This window comes from Nocardia sp. NPDC049935, from assembly GCF_055586645.1.
In genome coordinates this window covers 440182-456270 of record NZ_JBVJHV010000002.1, presented here as the reverse complement: position 1 = coordinate 456270, position 16089 = coordinate 440182, and the positions used below count along the sequence as shown (strand labels likewise).

The 16089-nt window shown below is 68.1% G+C and carries 18 protein-coding genes; 8 read left to right on the top strand and 10 right to left on the bottom strand.

Annotated features, from left to right (window positions below; genetic code table 11):
- The first annotated feature begins 124 nt into the window (after positions 1-124).
- The 3 genes from ACZ6SF_RS10325 to ACZ6SF_RS10315 all read left to right on the top strand — a co-directional run bounded on the left by ACZ6SF_RS10325 (position 125) and on the right by ACZ6SF_RS10315 (position 2795).
- Positions 125-1030 carry a helix-turn-helix domain-containing protein gene (locus tag ACZ6SF_RS10325; protein WP_466061744.1) on the top strand — a complete coding sequence of 302 codons (906 nt, stop codon included), beginning with the start codon at positions 125-127 and terminating at the stop codon, positions 1028-1030.
- A gap of 275 nt (positions 1031-1305) precedes the next feature.
- A complete protein-coding gene (locus tag ACZ6SF_RS10320) occupies positions 1306-1929 on the top strand; it encodes a TetR/AcrR family transcriptional regulator (protein WP_466061743.1) in 624 nt (207 codons plus the stop codon).
- The gene (locus ACZ6SF_RS10315) at positions 1926-2795 is read left to right on the top strand and encodes a metal-dependent hydrolase (RefSeq protein WP_466061742.1); all 870 of its coding nucleotides are present in this window, start codon (positions 1926-1928) and stop codon (positions 2793-2795) included. Before ACZ6SF_RS10320 ends, ACZ6SF_RS10315 begins: the two co-directional genes overlap by 4 nt.
- 124 nt (positions 2796-2919) lie before the next feature.
- On the opposite strand, the gene ACZ6SF_RS10310 is transcribed toward ACZ6SF_RS10315, so the two are convergent.
- Positions 2920-3786 (bottom strand): alpha/beta fold hydrolase, encoded by an 867-nt coding sequence (locus ACZ6SF_RS10310; RefSeq protein WP_466061741.1) that lies wholly within the window; start codon positions 3784-3786, stop codon positions 2920-2922.
- A 493-nt stretch (positions 3787-4279) separates the two neighbouring features.
- Positions 4280-4624, bottom strand: coding sequence for a hypothetical protein (locus ACZ6SF_RS10305; protein WP_466061740.1), 345 nt, complete (start codon positions 4622-4624; stop codon positions 4280-4282).
- 81 nt (positions 4625-4705) lie between these two features.
- Between ACZ6SF_RS10305 and ACZ6SF_RS10300 the strand changes: the two genes are divergently transcribed.
- Positions 4706-5356 (top strand): YybH family protein, encoded by a 651-nt coding sequence (locus ACZ6SF_RS10300; protein WP_466061739.1) that lies wholly within the window; start codon positions 4706-4708, stop codon positions 5354-5356.
- Positions 5357-5600: 244 nt separating this feature from the next.
- Here ACZ6SF_RS10300 and ACZ6SF_RS10295 read toward each other — a convergent pair whose 3' ends face one another.
- Positions 5601-6008, bottom strand: coding sequence for an HIT domain-containing protein (locus tag ACZ6SF_RS10295; RefSeq protein WP_466061738.1), 408 nt, complete (start codon positions 6006-6008; stop codon positions 5601-5603).
- 165 nt (positions 6009-6173) lie between these two features.
- Positions 6174-6911 (bottom strand): GNAT family N-acetyltransferase, encoded by a 738-nt coding sequence (locus tag ACZ6SF_RS10290; RefSeq protein ID WP_466061737.1) that lies wholly within the window; start codon positions 6909-6911, stop codon positions 6174-6176.
- A gap of 183 nt (positions 6912-7094) precedes the next feature.
- On the opposite strand from ACZ6SF_RS10290, the gene ACZ6SF_RS10285 reads away from it, so the two are divergent.
- Positions 7095-7883: a CPBP family intramembrane glutamic endopeptidase gene (locus tag ACZ6SF_RS10285; protein ID WP_466061736.1), complete on the top strand. Its 789-nt coding sequence runs from the start codon at positions 7095-7097 to the stop codon at positions 7881-7883.
- Positions 7884-7954: 71 nt separating this feature from the next.
- On the opposite strand, the gene ACZ6SF_RS10280 is transcribed toward ACZ6SF_RS10285, so the two are convergent.
- Positions 7955-8527, bottom strand: a complete 573-nt coding sequence (locus ACZ6SF_RS10280; protein ID WP_466061735.1) for a putative glycolipid-binding domain-containing protein — start codon at positions 8525-8527, stop codon at positions 7955-7957.
- 118 nt (positions 8528-8645) lie between these two features.
- Between ACZ6SF_RS10280 and ACZ6SF_RS10275 the strand changes: the two genes are divergently transcribed.
- Positions 8646-9536, top strand: coding sequence for an aminoglycoside phosphotransferase family protein (locus tag ACZ6SF_RS10275; protein WP_466061734.1), 891 nt, complete (start codon positions 8646-8648; stop codon positions 9534-9536).
- 34 nt (positions 9537-9570) lie between these two features.
- Here ACZ6SF_RS10275 and ACZ6SF_RS10270 read toward each other — a convergent pair whose 3' ends face one another.
- A complete protein-coding gene (locus ACZ6SF_RS10270) occupies positions 9571-10005 on the bottom strand; it encodes a VOC family protein (protein ID WP_466061733.1) in 435 nt (144 codons plus the stop codon).
- Between the two features lie 50 nt (positions 10006-10055).
- On the opposite strand from ACZ6SF_RS10270, the gene ACZ6SF_RS10265 reads away from it, so the two are divergent.
- Positions 10056-10181 (top strand): hypothetical protein, encoded by a 126-nt coding sequence (locus tag ACZ6SF_RS10265; RefSeq protein WP_466061732.1) that lies wholly within the window; start codon positions 10056-10058, stop codon positions 10179-10181.
- Positions 10182-10189: 8 nt separating this feature from the next.
- Here ACZ6SF_RS10265 and pgfA read toward each other — a convergent pair whose 3' ends face one another.
- Entirely contained in the window at positions 10190-11365 is a 1176-nt protein-coding gene (gene pgfA / locus ACZ6SF_RS10260; RefSeq protein ID WP_466061731.1) for a cell envelope lipid trafficking protein PgfA, read from the bottom strand.
- 202 nt (positions 11366-11567) lie between these two features.
- Between pgfA and ACZ6SF_RS10255 the strand changes: the two genes are divergently transcribed.
- A complete protein-coding gene (locus ACZ6SF_RS10255; protein WP_466061730.1) occupies positions 11568-12767 on the top strand; it encodes an acyltransferase family protein in 1200 nt (399 codons plus the stop codon).
- 15 nt (positions 12768-12782) lie between these two features.
- On the opposite strand, the gene ACZ6SF_RS10250 is transcribed toward ACZ6SF_RS10255, so the two are convergent.
- From ACZ6SF_RS10250 to ACZ6SF_RS10240, 3 genes are all read right to left on the bottom strand, one after another.
- Positions 12783-13943, bottom strand: coding sequence for a DUF5685 family protein (locus ACZ6SF_RS10250; protein WP_466062247.1), 1161 nt, complete (start codon positions 13941-13943; stop codon positions 12783-12785).
- 130 nt (positions 13944-14073) lie between these two features.
- A complete protein-coding gene (locus tag ACZ6SF_RS10245) occupies positions 14074-14688 on the bottom strand; it encodes a TetR/AcrR family transcriptional regulator (protein ID WP_466061729.1) in 615 nt (204 codons plus the stop codon).
- A gap of 176 nt (positions 14689-14864) precedes the next feature.
- Positions 14865-16034 carry a glycoside hydrolase family 3 N-terminal domain-containing protein gene (locus ACZ6SF_RS10240; protein ID WP_466061728.1) on the bottom strand — a complete coding sequence of 390 codons (1170 nt, stop codon included), beginning with the start codon at positions 16032-16034 and terminating at the stop codon, positions 14865-14867.
- Positions 16035-16089 lie beyond the last annotated feature (55 nt).

Genomic DNA, 16089 nt, shown 5'->3' with positions numbered 1-16089 from the left:
CCCGCAACCCATGCTGGCAACCGTGAGCGCCGACCGGCAGAGGAAGGATTCCTCCCCCTCACCCGACCGGGAGGGAGGAATTCCTCCCATGAACAGCAGGCCGCGGATACGGGAAGGTGGAGGTATGGCCGATCACACTCACCTGCGGGAGCTGGGAGATTTCCTGCGGGCTCGCCGCGACGCCCTCACACCCCGAGATGCCGGCCTGGCCGAAGGCCCCACCCCGCGGCGGGTGCCGGGACTGCGCCGCGAAGAGGTCGCCGGTCTCGCCGCGATCAGCACCGACTACTACACACGTATCGAACAGGGACGCATCACCGCGTCCGGCCCGGTCCTGGACACGCTGGCCCGTGTCCTGCACCTCGACGCCGACCAGCGAGGCTACCTCCACGAACTGTCCGGCCGGGTCCCCGCACGGCCGCGGCAGCGTGCTCGGCAGCGGATCCAGCCCACGCTGCAACGACTTCTCGACGACCTCCAGTTCGTCCCGGGCTTGGTTCTGGGCCGCCGAATGGACATTCTGGCCTGGAACTCGCTGGCCGCGACCCTGCTCACCGATTTCGCCCAGATTCCGGAGAGACACCGCAACTACCTGCGCCTCGTCTTCACCGACCCCGCCCTGCGAGTCCTGTACGCCGACTGGGAAACCGTCGCCCGCACCTGTGTCGCTCAACTGCGCATGGAAGCCGCCCAACGACCCGACGACCCGCAACTGGCAGCCCTGGTAGGCGAACTATCGGTCTGCGACGACCACTTCCGCCGATGGTGGGCCGCCCACCACGTCGCCACACGCCGGATCGGCACCAAAACCCTGCACCACCCACTCGTCGGAGAACTGAGCCTGGACTGGGACACTCTGACCTGCGCCGCCGACCCCGAACAGCAACTCATCACCTGGACCGCCGCCCCCGACACCCCCACCAGCGACAGGCTGCGCATCCTCGCATCCTGGACCGCCGAACACCCCGGCTCACCCTCGGACCCCCGACCGAGCCCCACTGTCCACCGAAAGGGCATTCGCGGACAGTAACGCACCAGGAAACATCCCCGACCAGCGATGATCTACCTGCTGAGCGTCCAGGAAAGCATCGGTTGATGGACACCCGCGACCGGATGTCGCCGTGTTCGCCTCCAGCTCGAACACCGGCTCGTCGCCTATGAGATGGAGCTGCCGGCGAGGTCGGGGGCGAACGCCAGCTGTGGACGGCGTGGTCGCGGACCGGGCGCCATTCATCGAGCTGCGAGTATGAGACCCAAAATTCAATAAACAGTGACGGTTCACTGTAATTGTGGCAGAGTGGAGTCATGCCCCAGCGAGAACGACGCAGTCAGGCCGAACGTAGCGGCGAGATGCGCCGAGCGCTGCTAGATGCGGCGTTCGATGCGCTGGTGGAGTTCGGTTTTCGCGGGACCACCACCACGGAGGTCACCCGGCGCGCGGGGGTATCGCCGGGAGCCCTGCTGCATCACTTCCCCACGAAGTCCGACTTGTTGACGGCCGCCGTGGAGCACGCGTTCGGGCGGCGGATCGAGGAGTACCAGGCACTGGTGTCGAGCCTGGAGCCGTCGGCCGACCGGGTCGAGGTCGCCGTCGAGCTGCTGTGGTCGATGTACTCGCGGCCCACCTTCCTCGCTTGGAACGAGTTGTGGACCGCGGCGCGAACCGATGCCGAGCTGGCGGCCGTGATGGTCGGGATGGATGAGCAGTTCCTCGCCGCCAGCAGGGACGTCTTTCGAACCCTGTTTCCCAACGCGCCTGCGGCCGCCCTTCATCTGGTGTACGCGCTCATGACCGGGCTGGCCGTAAACAACTCCCTCCCCGGGCGCCGGACCGGCGACCCCGAATCCGTCCTGACCCTTTTCAAGACCGCCATCCGTGAGGTGCTCGGAGAACCACCGGCGCCGCGGACCACCCAGGAGGACCGATGAACCACGTCCCGAGCACGCCCGAACCACAACCTCGTGATGTGCCGAAAGTCCGCCGGATCCGCTTCGATTACCCTTCCGGATCCCTCGATCGTCACTATGTCCGGGGCGATCTGGTCATGAGCCATATCGTCGCCTACCTTTCGGCGACGTTCCCCGAGGGGGAAGACTTCTTCGTCCGCTCGGTGCGGCACTTCGAGAACCAGGTCACCGACCCGGCCCTCGCGAAACAGGTGCGCGGGTTCATCGGGCAGGAGGTCACCCACGGCCGGGAGCATCGCGCGCTCAACGACCGGCTCCGGCAGATGGGATACCCCACCCGCTGGGAGGACGCCTCGACCCGTTGGTTCGTCGGCGGCTACGAGCGGTTGCTGTCCCCGCTGACCTGTCTGGCGGTCACCGCCGCGCTCGAGCATTTCACCGCCGTGTTCGCCGAGACCCTGCTCGACGACGAACGCGCTCAGGCCCTGTTGGGATCGACCGAGGTCCGTTCCATGCTGCTCTGGCACGCCGTCGAGGAGTCCGAGCACCGTGCGGTCGCCTTCGATGTCTACCGGGCTGTCGATGGGTCCGAACGCCGGCGCATCACCACCATGGCCGCGATCATCGTGCTGTTCGGTGCCGGCATCGCCTTCCACACCGTCATCTCCCTGCTCGGCGATCGAGCCGCCTACAACCCCGCGCGACTGGCCAGGAGTGTCGCCGCGCTTCGGCATTCGCCGTTCATCGCACCCACCGTGCGTCGCCGAGTCCGCTCCTACCTGAAACCCGGGTTCCACCCCGACGACACCGACAACACCGCACTGCTCGACCGCTGGAGAACCGAACTCTTCGGCGACCAAGGCACTCTCGTCGACCATTTGCGCTGACCATCCGACAAGCCCACCGCCCCTGGCCGCCGAAGCGCCGGGATGTGGGAGTTATCGGCGGTCGGAATGAGCGCGAGAGTGCATCCACGGCCCGGGGGTCTTCTCGAAATTCGCTGATGCGGCGTCACTCCGGCGAGTCCGTTCGCCGAAGGTGTTCGAGGACGAGGCTGCGGACGGGTTCGATATCGGCCAGGAGGCCGTGTCCGGCACCAGGGAGAATCACCGTGTGGGCCCCGGCACGCCGCGCGACATCCGCGGCCGCCTCCGCATCGTGCACCTCGCTCGCCCCGGCCAGTGCGACAAGGGTCGAGACCGGCAGGCGCGTCGGCCCGTCCGGCAGGTGGGGATAGACGATCGGCGAGGCCGGGAAGTGCGCGGCTCCGTGAGCGAGCAGGTCGAAGTAGGCCTCCAGGTGCGCCGGCCCGCTGCCGGGGGCGCCCGGTGCCAGGGCCGCGCGGGCGTCCTCGAATGTCGGGTGCGGGTCGCGGTTCCGGCCCAGCTCCTCGAATTCGGGACTGAGCCCGGCGAAGACCAGGGGCGGATCGAGCAGCACCAGCCGTCGCACCCGTTCGGGATGGGCGAGCGTGAACCGGAGCGCGAGGTGACCACCCAGGGACTGGCCACACAGGTCGGCCCCGGACAGCCCGAGCAGGTCGAAAGTTTCCGCCAGCCAGTCCACGAGATCGTCCATGCTGGTCAAGGCCGCGCCGGTGTGTCGACTGCGGCCCGGCTCGCCCATGATGTCCACGGCCCGCACACGGTGCTCCTCGGCCAGCGAACCGACGACCGGATACCACATCCCGGACGTGCCACTGTATCCGTGGAGCAGGACCAGCGACTGCGCCGCGGCCGGGCCGGCGGAAGTGACCCGTGTCGTTCCGTACCGACCCGGAAGATCTGCCGTCTCGACCGGCACCGGCCAGTGTGCCATCACCGCGTCGTAGGCCCCGAAATATGCCGCCTCCAGCTCAGGGGCGGCGAACGCGCTCATCGCGCACTCCCCAGCTCACCCAGCGGGTGCGGGGCATGCGGTGCAGCGTAAAAATCCTCACTCGACCGGAAACGGTCCTCGACGGGCGCGTCAACCTTCCTCGGCCGGGATCTCCGGTCAGTCATTCTCACCACTCCCTTTTTCAAGTCAGTTGTATTATGTCATGTGTATGGAATCAGAGGGAAGGGGTTCGCGTACCCGGACAGGTCGATCACCGAGACCGGCGCGAAACCATCGCGCGCCCTGTGACGAGTAGTGGAACAACAACACGGTTGGACCCGAGCGGCGATGCGTGAGATCGCCCGCGAGGCGGACGCCTCCCTCGGACAGGTCCAGCACGCTTTCAACTCCCGGACAGCGATGCTCGTATCCGCAATGGAGTTCGCTTCCGAACAGACCTCGCGGCGCGCCACCCGAAGCCTCGACCGCCTCGGCTCACCTCAACACCCGCGTCCGCAGGCATGAGGACAGTCTGAACAGACTTCCGTTATCGCTACGAGTAATACGTCCGCGCCGAGGACGTCCAGAGCGGACCGGCTATCGCGGCGGCGAGTATCAGCGCCGCAATGCCTACTCCTACCGAACCCGACTCCGAATCCAGCATCACAACGACGCCGTTCGCGCAGATAAGCGCAGCCGCACCGGTCGCGGCGTTGCGCCCCTCCTCCCGTCCGGACCAGACAAGGGCCGCGATCACTGCGCATACCACCGACAGGGCGATAGCGACGAAACCGAAGACCTGCGCCAACCCGCGGGGCACATCATCGTCTTCGACGGAACCGGACAGGAGAAAGGCCGCGCAGACAAGACAGCCGACCGTCGCGATGACCATGACCACAGCTGCTCCACGCACTGTGTTGGGTGGATTCGGCTGGGGCACAGTAGCTCCCGGAAGCTGATACTCGAACGGGGTGCCGCGATGGTATCAGTCCAGCGCATCGACCGCCCGCTGTTTCCTCGTGGCCGACGTCTCGCGCCGAGCTCACCGACGAAGAGCCCGGCGGTGCCGGCAGTGGCGTTGAGGATCCCGCTGACGATAACGCGGCGTAGCCTGCGGGGAGTGAGTTCACGCGAGCACGTCCGGTCCGATGTCCGCCCCACGGCGGGGATCCCCGACGCCGGCTCGGTCGCGACCGCCCAGATCGAAGCACTGTTCCGAACCCTGGAATCCGCGTTGGCGACCAAAGACGCGGCAGCCTTCGACCAGCCGTTCACCGAAGACGTCATCTTCGTCACGCCGGCGGGGGCGCTCTTCCGGGGCTGGGACGAACTGCACGGCTACCATCGCGAACGCCTCGGCGACGGCCCTGACGCGCGAGCCCACTTCGAGCTACTCGCCCTACGACTCCTCACACCCGAACACGCAGTCGTCAACGTCGAGCAAACACTGCATACGCCAGAGTTCTCCGTCGTCAACCGGGGCACCTGGGTCCTGGTCAAACGCCACGAGACATGGTGGGTCTGTTCGGTTCACAACACCAACCTCGCTGGATCGACAAAGGCCGTGCCCGATACCTCAGGGCCGAAGCGTGGTTCAAATCCTCGGCCGTTCGACTCCTCACCCGAGTAGAGGGCTACCTCGCGATTCTGGACGCGCACGGCATCGAATGGATCCGCCGGACCTCGAACGGCCCCGGCCGCATCATCTACGACGACCCCTTCCAGATCATCGTCGACAACAGACCGTAGTTCTCCGCCGGACTCCAGGACGCGGCAACAGGATAGCTGTCGACCGGCGTCGGGCAGCATCATAGGGTGGCCCGCCGCGTTGTACTGCGGAGCACAGGCCCGTCATCGGGGAAGAACTCTTGCGTTCAGGGCGATCGGGTGTGGGATTCGGTTGCGCGAGCAAAGTGGGCTGCGAGGCGATTCGAGAGTGCGGTCAGTCCTCCCTCGTCGAGTCCGGGGCCCTCCTCCCAGGAGTCGACGTCGAACCACGGCGTTTCGGCCGGTGTACCCTCCGGGCGCGCGAAGACGTGCTGATGGAAGTGGGCGACGCTGCGGCCGGTGATCGCGGAGAACACGTACTCCGGGGCGAGCGCGGCTCGTAGCGCGGATGCCGCGAGGCCGGCCGCCCGACCCACTTCTGCTGCCTCGACGGCGGTGAGATCGGCCAAAGTCGCTACGTGCCGCCTGGTTTCGACGAACAGATACCCGGGCACCGGCCTGCCCTCGGTCAAGGGCCGGTGACTGACCACTACAAGCTCGTTCGCGAAGACCACAGGCCCCACCAATCGGCCGATACCTCGATGCTTGTCGCAGATAAGACAGCTCTCCCCCATGCCCCCGATAGTAGGTCACCTGCTCTGCTGCGGACCGTCCACACACGACTCGGCCGGCGGCCGGAGCTTTCGCCACGGCGCCGGTCCGGGCCGTCCACGCGACCTTCAGGATCTTCGCGGAACCACTCGACCCAATTCGACGCTGAGCTGCGACCCGAGTTCGCGGAAGCCCAGGGCCGACGCGACCCGTTGGGACTGCCGAGCACGTGCCCGCCACTGCGGAAGGAGTCCGGCGTCCAGGGCGTGTGCCACTGCCGCGGAACTCGTCCGGCGTGCCAGACCCCGCCCTCGGTGCGCGGGAGCTGTCAGCACACTCATATGGGCGGTCCGGCTCGGCCAGAGGCGGTATCCGGCAGCGGCGACGACCTGGTCATGGATCCGCACGGCGAAGACCGGCGAGGTTGTCTCGCGGAGCCCGCTCTCCTCTGATTCGGACTCGCCCGCCAGCGCTTCGAGCCGGCGTAGATCGGGGTGCTCAGCGGAAAGTCGTTCAACCGATCGCGAACCCGGCGGTGTCGGACGGAAGTCGCGTTCGTCGAGGTAGGCCAGCGTGGCCGGGCCCAGCACTTCGGCCAGGGGCAGGACTCGGCCGAGCATTGCCGGGTCGACGAGATCCTCGACGGACAACTCCGCGATGGCGCCGCGAATCGCCGCTGCCTCGGCCGGGCCGGGTGCGGTCACGATCGCCCGTTTCCGCAGCACCACGAAGCCGGCCCAGCCCGGTGGGCAGATCTTCGCTCGGGGCGAGATCGCCACATTCGCGGGCGACGCGAACGAGATCGGCGCCGCGGCCAGTTCTTCCCAGAGGGCGCGGGCCCGTGTGAGCACCGATTGCGTTGGCATAGCTGCCTTCTGGCCACTTCGGCCGATCGTAGGGAGGTCGCGAATTTCCGGGGTCCGATTGTCGATCAGTGTTCGGGCATGGACACACTCGGGTGCTTCAGCTCCGGCCGCCGAGCAGTCCCCCGATCGGCATATTCGGCGGAAACCGCAGGTCGGGCCGGGTACAGCACCTATATTCATCCCATGAGAACCGCGGATGACCCGACGCAGGTGGCTCCCGCCGGCCGACGTCTGTCATACCCGATGTTCGCCCTCGTCGTCATCGTCTATCTCGCCATCATCCAGGGCGGCGGGATTCTGATGAAGCAGCTCAGCGGCGAGGACGACTTCCGGTCCACCCGCGCGGTGTTCTACGGGATGATCATTCCGCTGGGCGTGGCCCTGTTGTTCACCTACGCGGTGATCGCCTATCTCGGATGGTTGCGCCCGGTCCTACGTGACGACCGGCCCACCCGGCCCTGGGTGTGGGTGGTGCCGATCGTATTCCTGGTCGCGATCGCCGGCGGTATCAGCTACAGCGCGCTCTCGGAAAAGGGCTGGCTGTACCTCCTCGTGCTGCTCATCGCCACCCAGTTCGTGGGCTGGGGTGAGGAGGGTATGTTCCGCGGTATCGGCGTCGTCGCGCTGCGCGAGCACGGTCTCACCGAGGGACGGGTCGCGCTGTGGTCGAGCGTCGTCTTCGGCGCCGTGCACCTGGCCAACGGCATCACCCATGGCGCCTCGGCGATCCCCCAGGCGATCATCGTCAGCCTGGCCGGCTACTTCTTCTACCTGACCCGGCGGGTCACCCGCGGCAATGTCGCCAACTCGATCATCCACGGCCTGTTCGACTTCAGCCTGCTCACCGGGACCGCAATCCTGGTCGACCAGACCTTCTACCTCGGAACCCTGCTGCCGGTCCTGGTCTACCCGTTACTCGCGATCATCCTGCTGGTCGGGCGCCACTCCATCGAACCCGCCTCGGCTTCCTGAAACCCACCCGGCCGGTGCGGGGTTCTCCGCGATCCGATGAGTATCCGTGGGCCGCGGGGTGGCGCGACCGATCACGCGGCACGTACCGCGATCCCGGGGTACTCGACGATCAGCCCGGAGGTGTCGAAGGTCAGCTCGCAGGCGAAGCCGAACGTAGGCGACGTATAACCGAATCGGCCGCGCTCGTCCAGGCGGGTATACGTTTGCTCGATCCGTTCGACGCCCAGGTCGCCGGCTCGCACGAAGGCCGCGGGCACGCCGACGGTCTCGCCGACCGCGAGGTCGAGCCGGTGGACCGGCAGCGTATTGGTGACGGCCGACGATTCGAAGTCGATATCCACACAGCCGTCCAGTTCGGGCCGGTGAACTCCGGATACGAACCATCGGTGCCCGTCCCGGCGTTCGAGTTCGACGCGCGCCTCGCCCTGCGCGGTCCGGTTGCTCGCCCGCACCGTCGTCGTCCGCCAGCGGTCGTCGACGGCGACCAGGTAGGCGACGGTCCACCCGGCACCCGATTCGACGGCCGTCGTCTGACCGGCCAACATATACCCGGATGCGGTGCGCGTCGTGAACAGCACCTCGAATCCCTCACGCGCGCCCTGATGCCGCCAGGCCGCCTGCGACGGGAGATCGTCGAATCGCACGCGCCGACTGTATCCGAGGGCGGCGTCGAGGAATACGCGGAATCGAGAGCGCACCGGTCTGGACGGCCCGGTCGTAAACCGGTTGGCAGTGGCGGATCGATCGGCCCAGGATGGGCCGGTGACCGACGCACCCGACGGCCGAGCCGGAATCGACGTCCACCTGGTCCGGCAACTGCTCGCAACCCGGTTTCCGCAGTGGGCGCGACTGCCGGTCAACCCGGTAGAACACGACGGCCACGACAACCGCACGTACCGATTGGGTGCGGAGCTGACCGTCCGGCTGCCCACCGCCGCCGCGTACGCACCCGGAATCGGCAAAGAGAGCAGGTGGCTGCCCGCGCTGGGCCCGGCTCTGCCCCTACGGATCCCGGTGGTCGTCGCCGACGGTGCGCCGGGGCCGGGCTACCCGTTCCCGTGGTCGGTGCGGCGCTGGATCCCCGGCGAATCCGCCGACCGGGCGCCCATCTCCGACCGGACCGAATTCGCCGTCTCGCTGGCCGGATTCATCCGCGCACTGCAGAGTTGCGATACCACGGATGGGCCGGTGGCCGGCGCGCACAGCTTCTACCGGGGCGCGTCCCTGCGCCACTACGACCAGCAGACCCGGCGCTGCCTGGAGATACTCGGCGACACCGTCGACACCGGCGCCGCGACCGCGGTATGGGACAGCGCGCTGGCCTCCGAATGGAACCGCCGCCCGGTCTGGTTCCACGGCGATCTCGCCGCCGGAAACCTGCTCGTGGCCCACGGGGAACTCGATGCCGTTATCGACTTCGGCACCTGCGGAGTCGGCGATCCGGCCTGCGATCTGGTGCCGTTCTGGACGATACTGTCCGGCACCGGCCGCTGCGCGTTCCGCGATACCGTCGGCCACGACCCGGATACGTGGGCCCGGGCCCGCGGCTGGGCACTGTGGAAAACGCTGCTCACGCTCGCCGGGAACCGCGCCGATGAGCGCGCCCGCGCGTCGGTGACCGATATCCTCGCTGCCGGCGACCCCTGCCACTGAGGGGTTACCGGTGCCCGCACCTCGTGCGGGGCGCTCAGTCGAGACAGAATTCGTTACCTTCGACGTCCCGCATCACGATGCACGACTCGTTCTGGCCGTCAGCGGTCAGCACTCGGACACAGACCGCACCGAGAGCCAGCAGCCGCGCGCATTCGGCTTCCAAAGCGGCGAGGCGCTTCTCACCCACGAGTCCGGTGCCCACCCGCACGTCCAGATGTAGACGATTCTTGGCGACCTTGCCCTCGGGAACGCGCTGGAAGTACAGTCGCGGGCCCACTCCGGACGGATCGACGCAGGCGAACGACGAGCCCTGACGCTCGGGCGGCCGCGTGCGGTCGAAATCGGCCCATGACGCGAAACCCTGGGGCGGCGGCGGTACGACGTAGCCCAGCACCTCGCACCAGAAACGCGCGACGCGCTCGGGTTCCGCACAGTCGAACGTGATCTGAACCTGCCTGACCGATGCCATCGGTCCACGATAGGAGCGCGTCGCGGGCCCCGGGGCCCCTGGACATCTCTGTGACGCTATGGGTTGACGCCACCGAATCGGACACCTCGACGGTGGTTCCGGTGCGCGTCGACGGCGGGTTCGCCGACGGGAACGAGGAAGGCCCCCGGACCGAAGTCCGGGGGCCTTCCTGGTAGCGATTCGCTCAGAGGTTCTTCGGGAGCTTGATCTGCTCCGTCGGAGCGTCGTCACCGCGCGGGATCGTGGTGGTCGGCGCGTCCGTGGCCGTGGCCGCGGGGGTCCGGCTCGAACCGCCGGGACGATTCCCCGAGGGGCCCGGCCGGGCCGGGGTACCGGAGCGACCGCCGGTGATGCCGAGGACGATACCGGCGATCAGGGCGATGACACCGACGATGCCGAAGATGATCGGCAGGACGCGGCCGAACAGCGAGAGCTGATCGATATTGTCCTTGGCGATCGCGAGCTGCGATTCGACCGTATCGGTATCGAAGACCATATGCGCCTTGAGGGCGGTGACCTCGGGCTTGTCGGCGGTGCGGCCGTAGAAGATGTTCAGCTGCTCACCACCCTTGACGATGGTGCCGGTCTCCGGCTCGACCCACACGTCGCGGGTGTTGCCGTAGAAGCGGTACATGGTGACCGGCTCCTCGCCGCCCTCGACGCCCCATTTGGCGGCGGGCAGGCTGAGCTGGTTGGTCGGCGCCTTGTACTTGTCGGCCAGTTTGGTCACCGGGACCTCCTGGCGGAAGTGGTAGACCTTGGTGCCGTTGATCTCGGTCTCTTCCAGGAACTCCATATCGGTGGTGGTCCGGGCGAGAACGTCGAAGTACGGGTAGGTCTTCTTCTCGGTGCCGATCGGGAAGCGGTACTGCAGACCGGTGCGGTTCACCGGGTCGGCGATGCTCTCACCCTTGGCGTTGGTGGTCATCGCGACCGAGCCGTTGGGATCGGTGGCCACCGGCTCACCGGTCTTGCGGTCGATGGTGACCCGGTCCACGTAGGCGGTCAGCACACCGGTATCGCCCGATTTGTCGATCCGGCGCAGTGTGTTACCGCCCTGGACCGTCATCTCGTCGGCGTTCGAGGGGTCCTCGACGGTGAGAAAACGCTGCGAGACCAGCGGAACGTTCTTGTTGACCTCCGCGGAACGGCCCTCCGCCGTCAGCGACGAGGAGTCGAGGACCTCGCTGGGCTGATCCGGCTGATTGACCGCGACCGTGGTGATCTCCAGGTCGAGAGGAGTCTTGGCCATCTTGCCTACGGTGTAGGTAGGGATCATCAGCGCGGCAACGATCAGCAACGCGCCGAGACCCACGAGCACGCAGGCAACCGTCCTTCTGGTTCCGGCACTCAGTGCCATGCAAAGTCTCCTCGTCGTAGAACACAGGTCGTTCCGCGGGTACAGCGGAAGGCCGCGGCACTCGTGAGCCCTGACACTAACAGCCCGAGTGTTACCCGGGAGTTGGCGAGGCCGGAATCGGACCGGAATCGGGGGGAGTGTACCGCGCATTGTGAAATACCGGCTTCCCCTTCCACGAACCGGCGCGGCAGACTGGGACCCGATGACCACCACCCCGAACACCGCGGCCCACGTCCGGCCGGAACCGGTTCCCGCCTCTCCCGCGGGCCCGGCCCCAGCCGGCGCCAACCGGGGTTTCCTCCCGGCGCTGGAGGGGATGCGCGGTCTGGCGGCGCTCGGGGTCGTCCTCACCCATGTGGCCTTCCAGACCGGCGCCAACGGGATCCCGGTGCTCGGCCGGCTGCTGGAACGGTTCGATATGGCGGTCGCGGTATTCTTCGCGCTGTCGGGGTTCCTGCTGTGGCGGCCGCACGCACTGGCCGCGCACGGTCGCGGCGAACCTCCCACACTCGGCTACTACCTGCGGCATCGGATCGCGCGCATCATGCCGGCCTACTGGGCGGTGGTGTGCGCAGTACTGCTCCTGGTGCCCGCCGCCTCGGATACCGCCGGGTTCCAGGTGTGGTTCTCCAATCTGTTCCTGCTGCAGGTCTTCATCCCGCTCACGCTGACCGACGGGCTCACCCAGATGTGGAGTCTCTCGGTCGAGGTGGCCTTCTATCTGGTGCTGCCACTACTGGCGTGGCTGCTGCACGGCCTGCGCGGGCGCAGGGCATCGGCCCGGGTGCCGGTGGTGATCGTCTTCGGACTGGCATTCCTGAGCTGGAACTTCATCCCGGTACCCACCCCGGACGCCATTCACGCCGACAACTGGCTGCCCGCCTATCTGCCGTGGTTCGCCGGCGGCATGCTGCTGGCGGAACTGCTCTGCGACGAGCGGCGGGCCCGCTGGCGCCGGGTCCTCGGCAATCAGCCGCTGATGTGGGCGATCGCGGCCGTGGCCTTCGTGTTCTCCGCGACCGACCTCGGCGGCGTCGCCGGATTGACCCGCGCCGAGCCCTGGCAGTACGCCGCGAAGATGGGACTGGGGGCGCTGATCGGATTCGCCCTGCTGGCGCCGCTGGTACTCGGCGCCCCGGATAAATCCCACCGCTGGCTGACCTCGGCCCCGGCCGCGACGGTGGGGCGCTGGTCCTACGGGATCTTCATCTGGCATCTGGCGGTGCTGTCGGTGATCTTCCCGGTGTTCGGGATCCTGCCCTTCCACGGAGATTTCCTGGTGGTGCTGGCGCTGACGGTGGCGTTCACGCTGCCGATCGCCGCGGCGAGTCACGCCCTGATCGAAGAGCCCTCCCGGCAGTGGGCCCGGCGCCGCGACCGGCCGCGACCGGCACGCGACTGACGATTTCCGGCGCGCTCAGCAGGAACAGTCGCAGTCGCAGCAGTCACATCCGCAGCCGTCCTCCCCGCCGCAGCCGCAGTTCGAGCAGCAGCTCGCGCAATCACAACAGCCACCGCACTGGTCACAGCCGCAACCCCGGCTCGCCCAGGATTCCTGCCGGTCACCGCTGCACGGCCTGGTGTGCTCGGCGCAGCAGGCGTAGCCGGTGCAGTACTGGGTGAGTATCAGCTGGATGGATTCCCCGGCACCGGGCCGGCGCGGCGGGGCACCCGGGTACTCGGCACGCGGCCCCGGAGCGGATACCCGCGGGATTCCCGCCGTCGCACCGAGACGGCGCACCGCACCGGCCAGCGGATCGAGCAGCGCCCAGCGCATGGCGGGCACCCGGGTGAGTCCGGCGGACCGCAGTGCGCGGCGCAGCGTGTGATCCGATTCCCGGACCAGGTCGTAGGCGTCGGCGGGGGCGGTCCCGGTGGCGGCGAGCGGATTGAACCGGCCCGCGGCGGTATCGGCCTCCAGGTCGGTGAGGGCGTCGGCCAGATGCGCGATCCGGCCGAATTCCGCTCCCGCGACGCGGAGCGAGTCGGCGTTGCCGGGGCGTCCGGCGAGTACGGCGGTATGGGCGAAGAATTCGGCGGCACAGGCGCGGCTGGCGACCGTCAGATCGTCGAGTGCGGCCGTATCGCACGGGCCGGAAGCGGCGATCCGGCGTTCTGTCGCGGCCTGCGCCTCGATCGCCGCGACCAGCGGGGCGATATCCAGCCCGACCCCGGCCGCGCGGGCATGTGCTCCGGCCGACCAGCCGGACGCGATCCGCCGCATGGGGCGGTGCAGCAGCGGCCGCACGTCACCGTCGTCGATGTGGTCGGCGACCTTGGCCGACCCCAGCAGCAGCGAGGCGGTGGCCGCCAGCTGTACCGGCGCGGAGGCCGCCACCGGAACCCGCGCGGTCCGCATCCCGCGCAGCGGGCAGGGACCGGCGGTGCGCCGGGCGGCGGGAGCCTCGGCCTGGGCTTCGGTGAGCACGGCGAGTACGACGGCGTCGGTATTGGTGGCCGCCCGGGCCCGCTGCCCCTGCCCGTCGCGTAACCCCAGGCACAGCCCGCACATATGCGACTGCCAGAGGTCCGGATCGATTCCGTACCGCGCGGCGCCGTGGCGGCACGGCCGCAACATTCCGAACACACTGCCCTCCCGATCGGATGTCGTCCTCCACGACACCCACTGCCGCATGAAAATACGGAGCGGAAGAGTTACCGGCAACCCGGGAAAACCCCGGCGCGCGAGCGGATTCGGACTATCGGGACTATTCGGCGCGTTCGCCGGAATCCGGCTTCCGGCCGGAGAGTCCGCGCCAGGCCAGCGCGTCCAGGAGATCCACCGCCTCGGCCACGTCGATCGTGCCGCTGGCGACGGTATCGGCGATCGCCTCCCCCGCGCCGATCACGGCGACGGCGACGATATCGAAGTTGGTACCCGGCTCGGCGTGTTTGGCGCTGGACTCCAGCAGTTTCGCGGTCAGCTCGATCACCCGCTGCCGGGCGTTCTCGATCTCCGAGGCGAAGGCCTGCTGACCGAGCGCCTGCCGGTAGAGCACCTGCCAGGAGTTGCGGTGGGTGTCGACGAATCCGAGGAACCCCTCGAGCGCGGTGCGCAGCTGTTCGTGCGGGCTCAGCAGCGGGTTTCCGGCGGGAGCCACCGATTCCAGGAAGCGCAGCCCCTCCCGCTGGATGCAGGCGCGGAACAGTTCGTCCTTGGAGCCGTAGTACAAATACAGCATCGGCTTGGAGATCTCGGCCTCCGCGGCGATGGCGTCCATGGAGGTCTCGTGGAAGCCCTTGCGCGAGAAGACTTCGACCGCGGCGTCGAGCATCTGCTGCTCACGCACCGCCCTCGGAAGTCTCTTCGTACCGCCCGCCATCACGTCTCTCCTACCGCAGTGAACCCTTCATATTACTCCTAAGTAAGTTCCGCGGGACCGGAACCACCGGCGCTGTCGCGCACGCGCCACCGGCCTCCGGGCGATGTCCCCCCGAAACCCCGCCGTAGACGACGGACCGGCCGGGCGTCACCCGGCCGGTCCGTCGGTCCCTCGGTTCAGCAGGAACGCGGTACGCGCTTGTAATCGGCCATCCGCAGCACCGAGGCGTCCACGCGTTCCATCGGCAGACGTCCGGTCGCGACCGCGTCCTCCAGTTGATCGAGCACGCTACCCACCGCGTCGGTGCTGATCCACAGCGCATTGTCGGCACCGGCCACCAGCGTGGCCTCCACCGCCTGTTCGATGGACAGCCGATCGGCGATCGCGGCCATACCGCTCAGGTCGTCGGTGAAGATCACGCCGTCATAGGGGGCGGCGCCGTATCCCGTGCCCTCGCGCAGCAGGTTCATGACCTCCGGGCTGATACTGGCCGGCACGTCCTGGGTGGTCAGGCCGGGAACATCGAGATGCCCGACCATCACCGCGGCCCCGGTGTCGATCAACTCCCGGAACGGCACCAGATCGCGTTCGCTCAGCTCCGCCAGCGGCGGTACCTGCACCGCGCCGGTATGGGAGTCGCCGGTGCTCGCGCCGTGGCCCGGGAAATGTTTGAGCACGGTACCCAGACCCACCTCGTTCATCGCCCGGATATAGGCGTCGGCGTATTGGGTGACCACATCCGGATCATCGGAATAGGACCGGTCGCCGATGACCGAATCGTCGGGCTGGGAGCTGACATCGATATCGGGCGCGAAATCGACGGTGATGCCCAGGTCCTTCATGGCCCGCGCCCGGTCCAGGGTCGCGGTGTAGTACTCGTCGGGCGTCATGGTCTGGGCGGTGACCCGGGCCGAGGGCGCGGTGCCGATGAGGCTGCCCAGCCGCGAGACCCGGCCGCCCTCTTCGTCGGTGGTGACCATGAGCGGCACCTTCGCCGCACCGGTGACCTGCTGGAGACCGCCGTCGGAGAGCATCGACAGATCGGTCCAGCTGCCGACGAAGATCCCGCCGACCTGATGATCGCGGACCACGCTCAGCGCGTCCTCGGTGCCGGTGACCCCCACGGTGAGCAACTGCCCCAGCTTCTCCCGGGTGGTGAACTGATTCAGGTAGTCGGTATCGCAGTCGCGCTGGGCGCCGGTGGTGGGGCCGGGCGCGGCGCCGGGCGCGCCCTCGGGGCTGCGCGCGCCCTGGGTGGTGGTCCCGGAACCTCCGCTGTCACCGCCGGAACAGGCGGTGAGGACGATGGCGAGCACCGCGAGCAGGACGTACGGCATCTTCCGCATCGTTGCACGGTAGCCCGCGCGCCCCGGCCACGAAAGCTCGGCTCGGCAACCACGC

Bases quoted from the DNA above. Each gene is read 5' to 3' on its own strand.
- ACZ6SF_RS10325 (WP_466061744.1), top strand. From the start codon at position 125: ATGGCCGATCACACTCACCTGCGGGAGCTGGGAGATTTCCTGCGGGCT.
- ACZ6SF_RS10320 (WP_466061743.1), top strand. From the start codon at position 1,306: ATGCCCCAGCGAGAACGACGCAGTCAGGCCGAACGTAGCGGCGAGATG.
- ACZ6SF_RS10315 (WP_466061742.1), top strand. From the start codon at position 1,926: ATGAACCACGTCCCGAGCACGCCCGAACCACAACCTCGTGATGTGCCG.
- ACZ6SF_RS10310 (WP_466061741.1), bottom strand. From the start codon at position 3,786: ATGAGCGCGTTCGCCGCCCCTGAGCTGGAGGCGGCATATTTCGGGGCC.
- ACZ6SF_RS10300 (WP_466061739.1), top strand. From the start codon at position 4,706: ATGGTATCAGTCCAGCGCATCGACCGCCCGCTGTTTCCTCGTGGCCGA.
- ACZ6SF_RS10290 (WP_466061737.1), bottom strand. From the start codon at position 6,911: ATGCCAACGCAATCGGTGCTCACACGGGCCCGCGCCCTCTGGGAAGAA.
- ACZ6SF_RS10285 (WP_466061736.1), top strand. From the start codon at position 7,095: ATGAGAACCGCGGATGACCCGACGCAGGTGGCTCCCGCCGGCCGACGT.
- ACZ6SF_RS10270 (WP_466061733.1), bottom strand. From the start codon at position 10,005: ATGGCATCGGTCAGGCAGGTTCAGATCACGTTCGACTGTGCGGAACCC.
- pgfA (WP_466061731.1), bottom strand. From the start codon at position 11,365: ATGGCACTGAGTGCCGGAACCAGAAGGACGGTTGCCTGCGTGCTCGTG.
- ACZ6SF_RS10255 (WP_466061730.1), top strand. From the start codon at position 11,568: ATGACCACCACCCCGAACACCGCGGCCCACGTCCGGCCGGAACCGGTT.
- ACZ6SF_RS10250 (WP_466062247.1), bottom strand. From the start codon at position 13,943: ATGTTGCGGCCGTGCCGCCACGGCGCCGCGCGGTACGGAATCGATCCG.
- ACZ6SF_RS10245 (WP_466061729.1), bottom strand. From the start codon at position 14,688: ATGGCGGGCGGTACGAAGAGACTTCCGAGGGCGGTGCGTGAGCAGCAG.
- ACZ6SF_RS10240 (WP_466061728.1), bottom strand. From the start codon at position 16,034: ATGCGGAAGATGCCGTACGTCCTGCTCGCGGTGCTCGCCATCGTCCTC.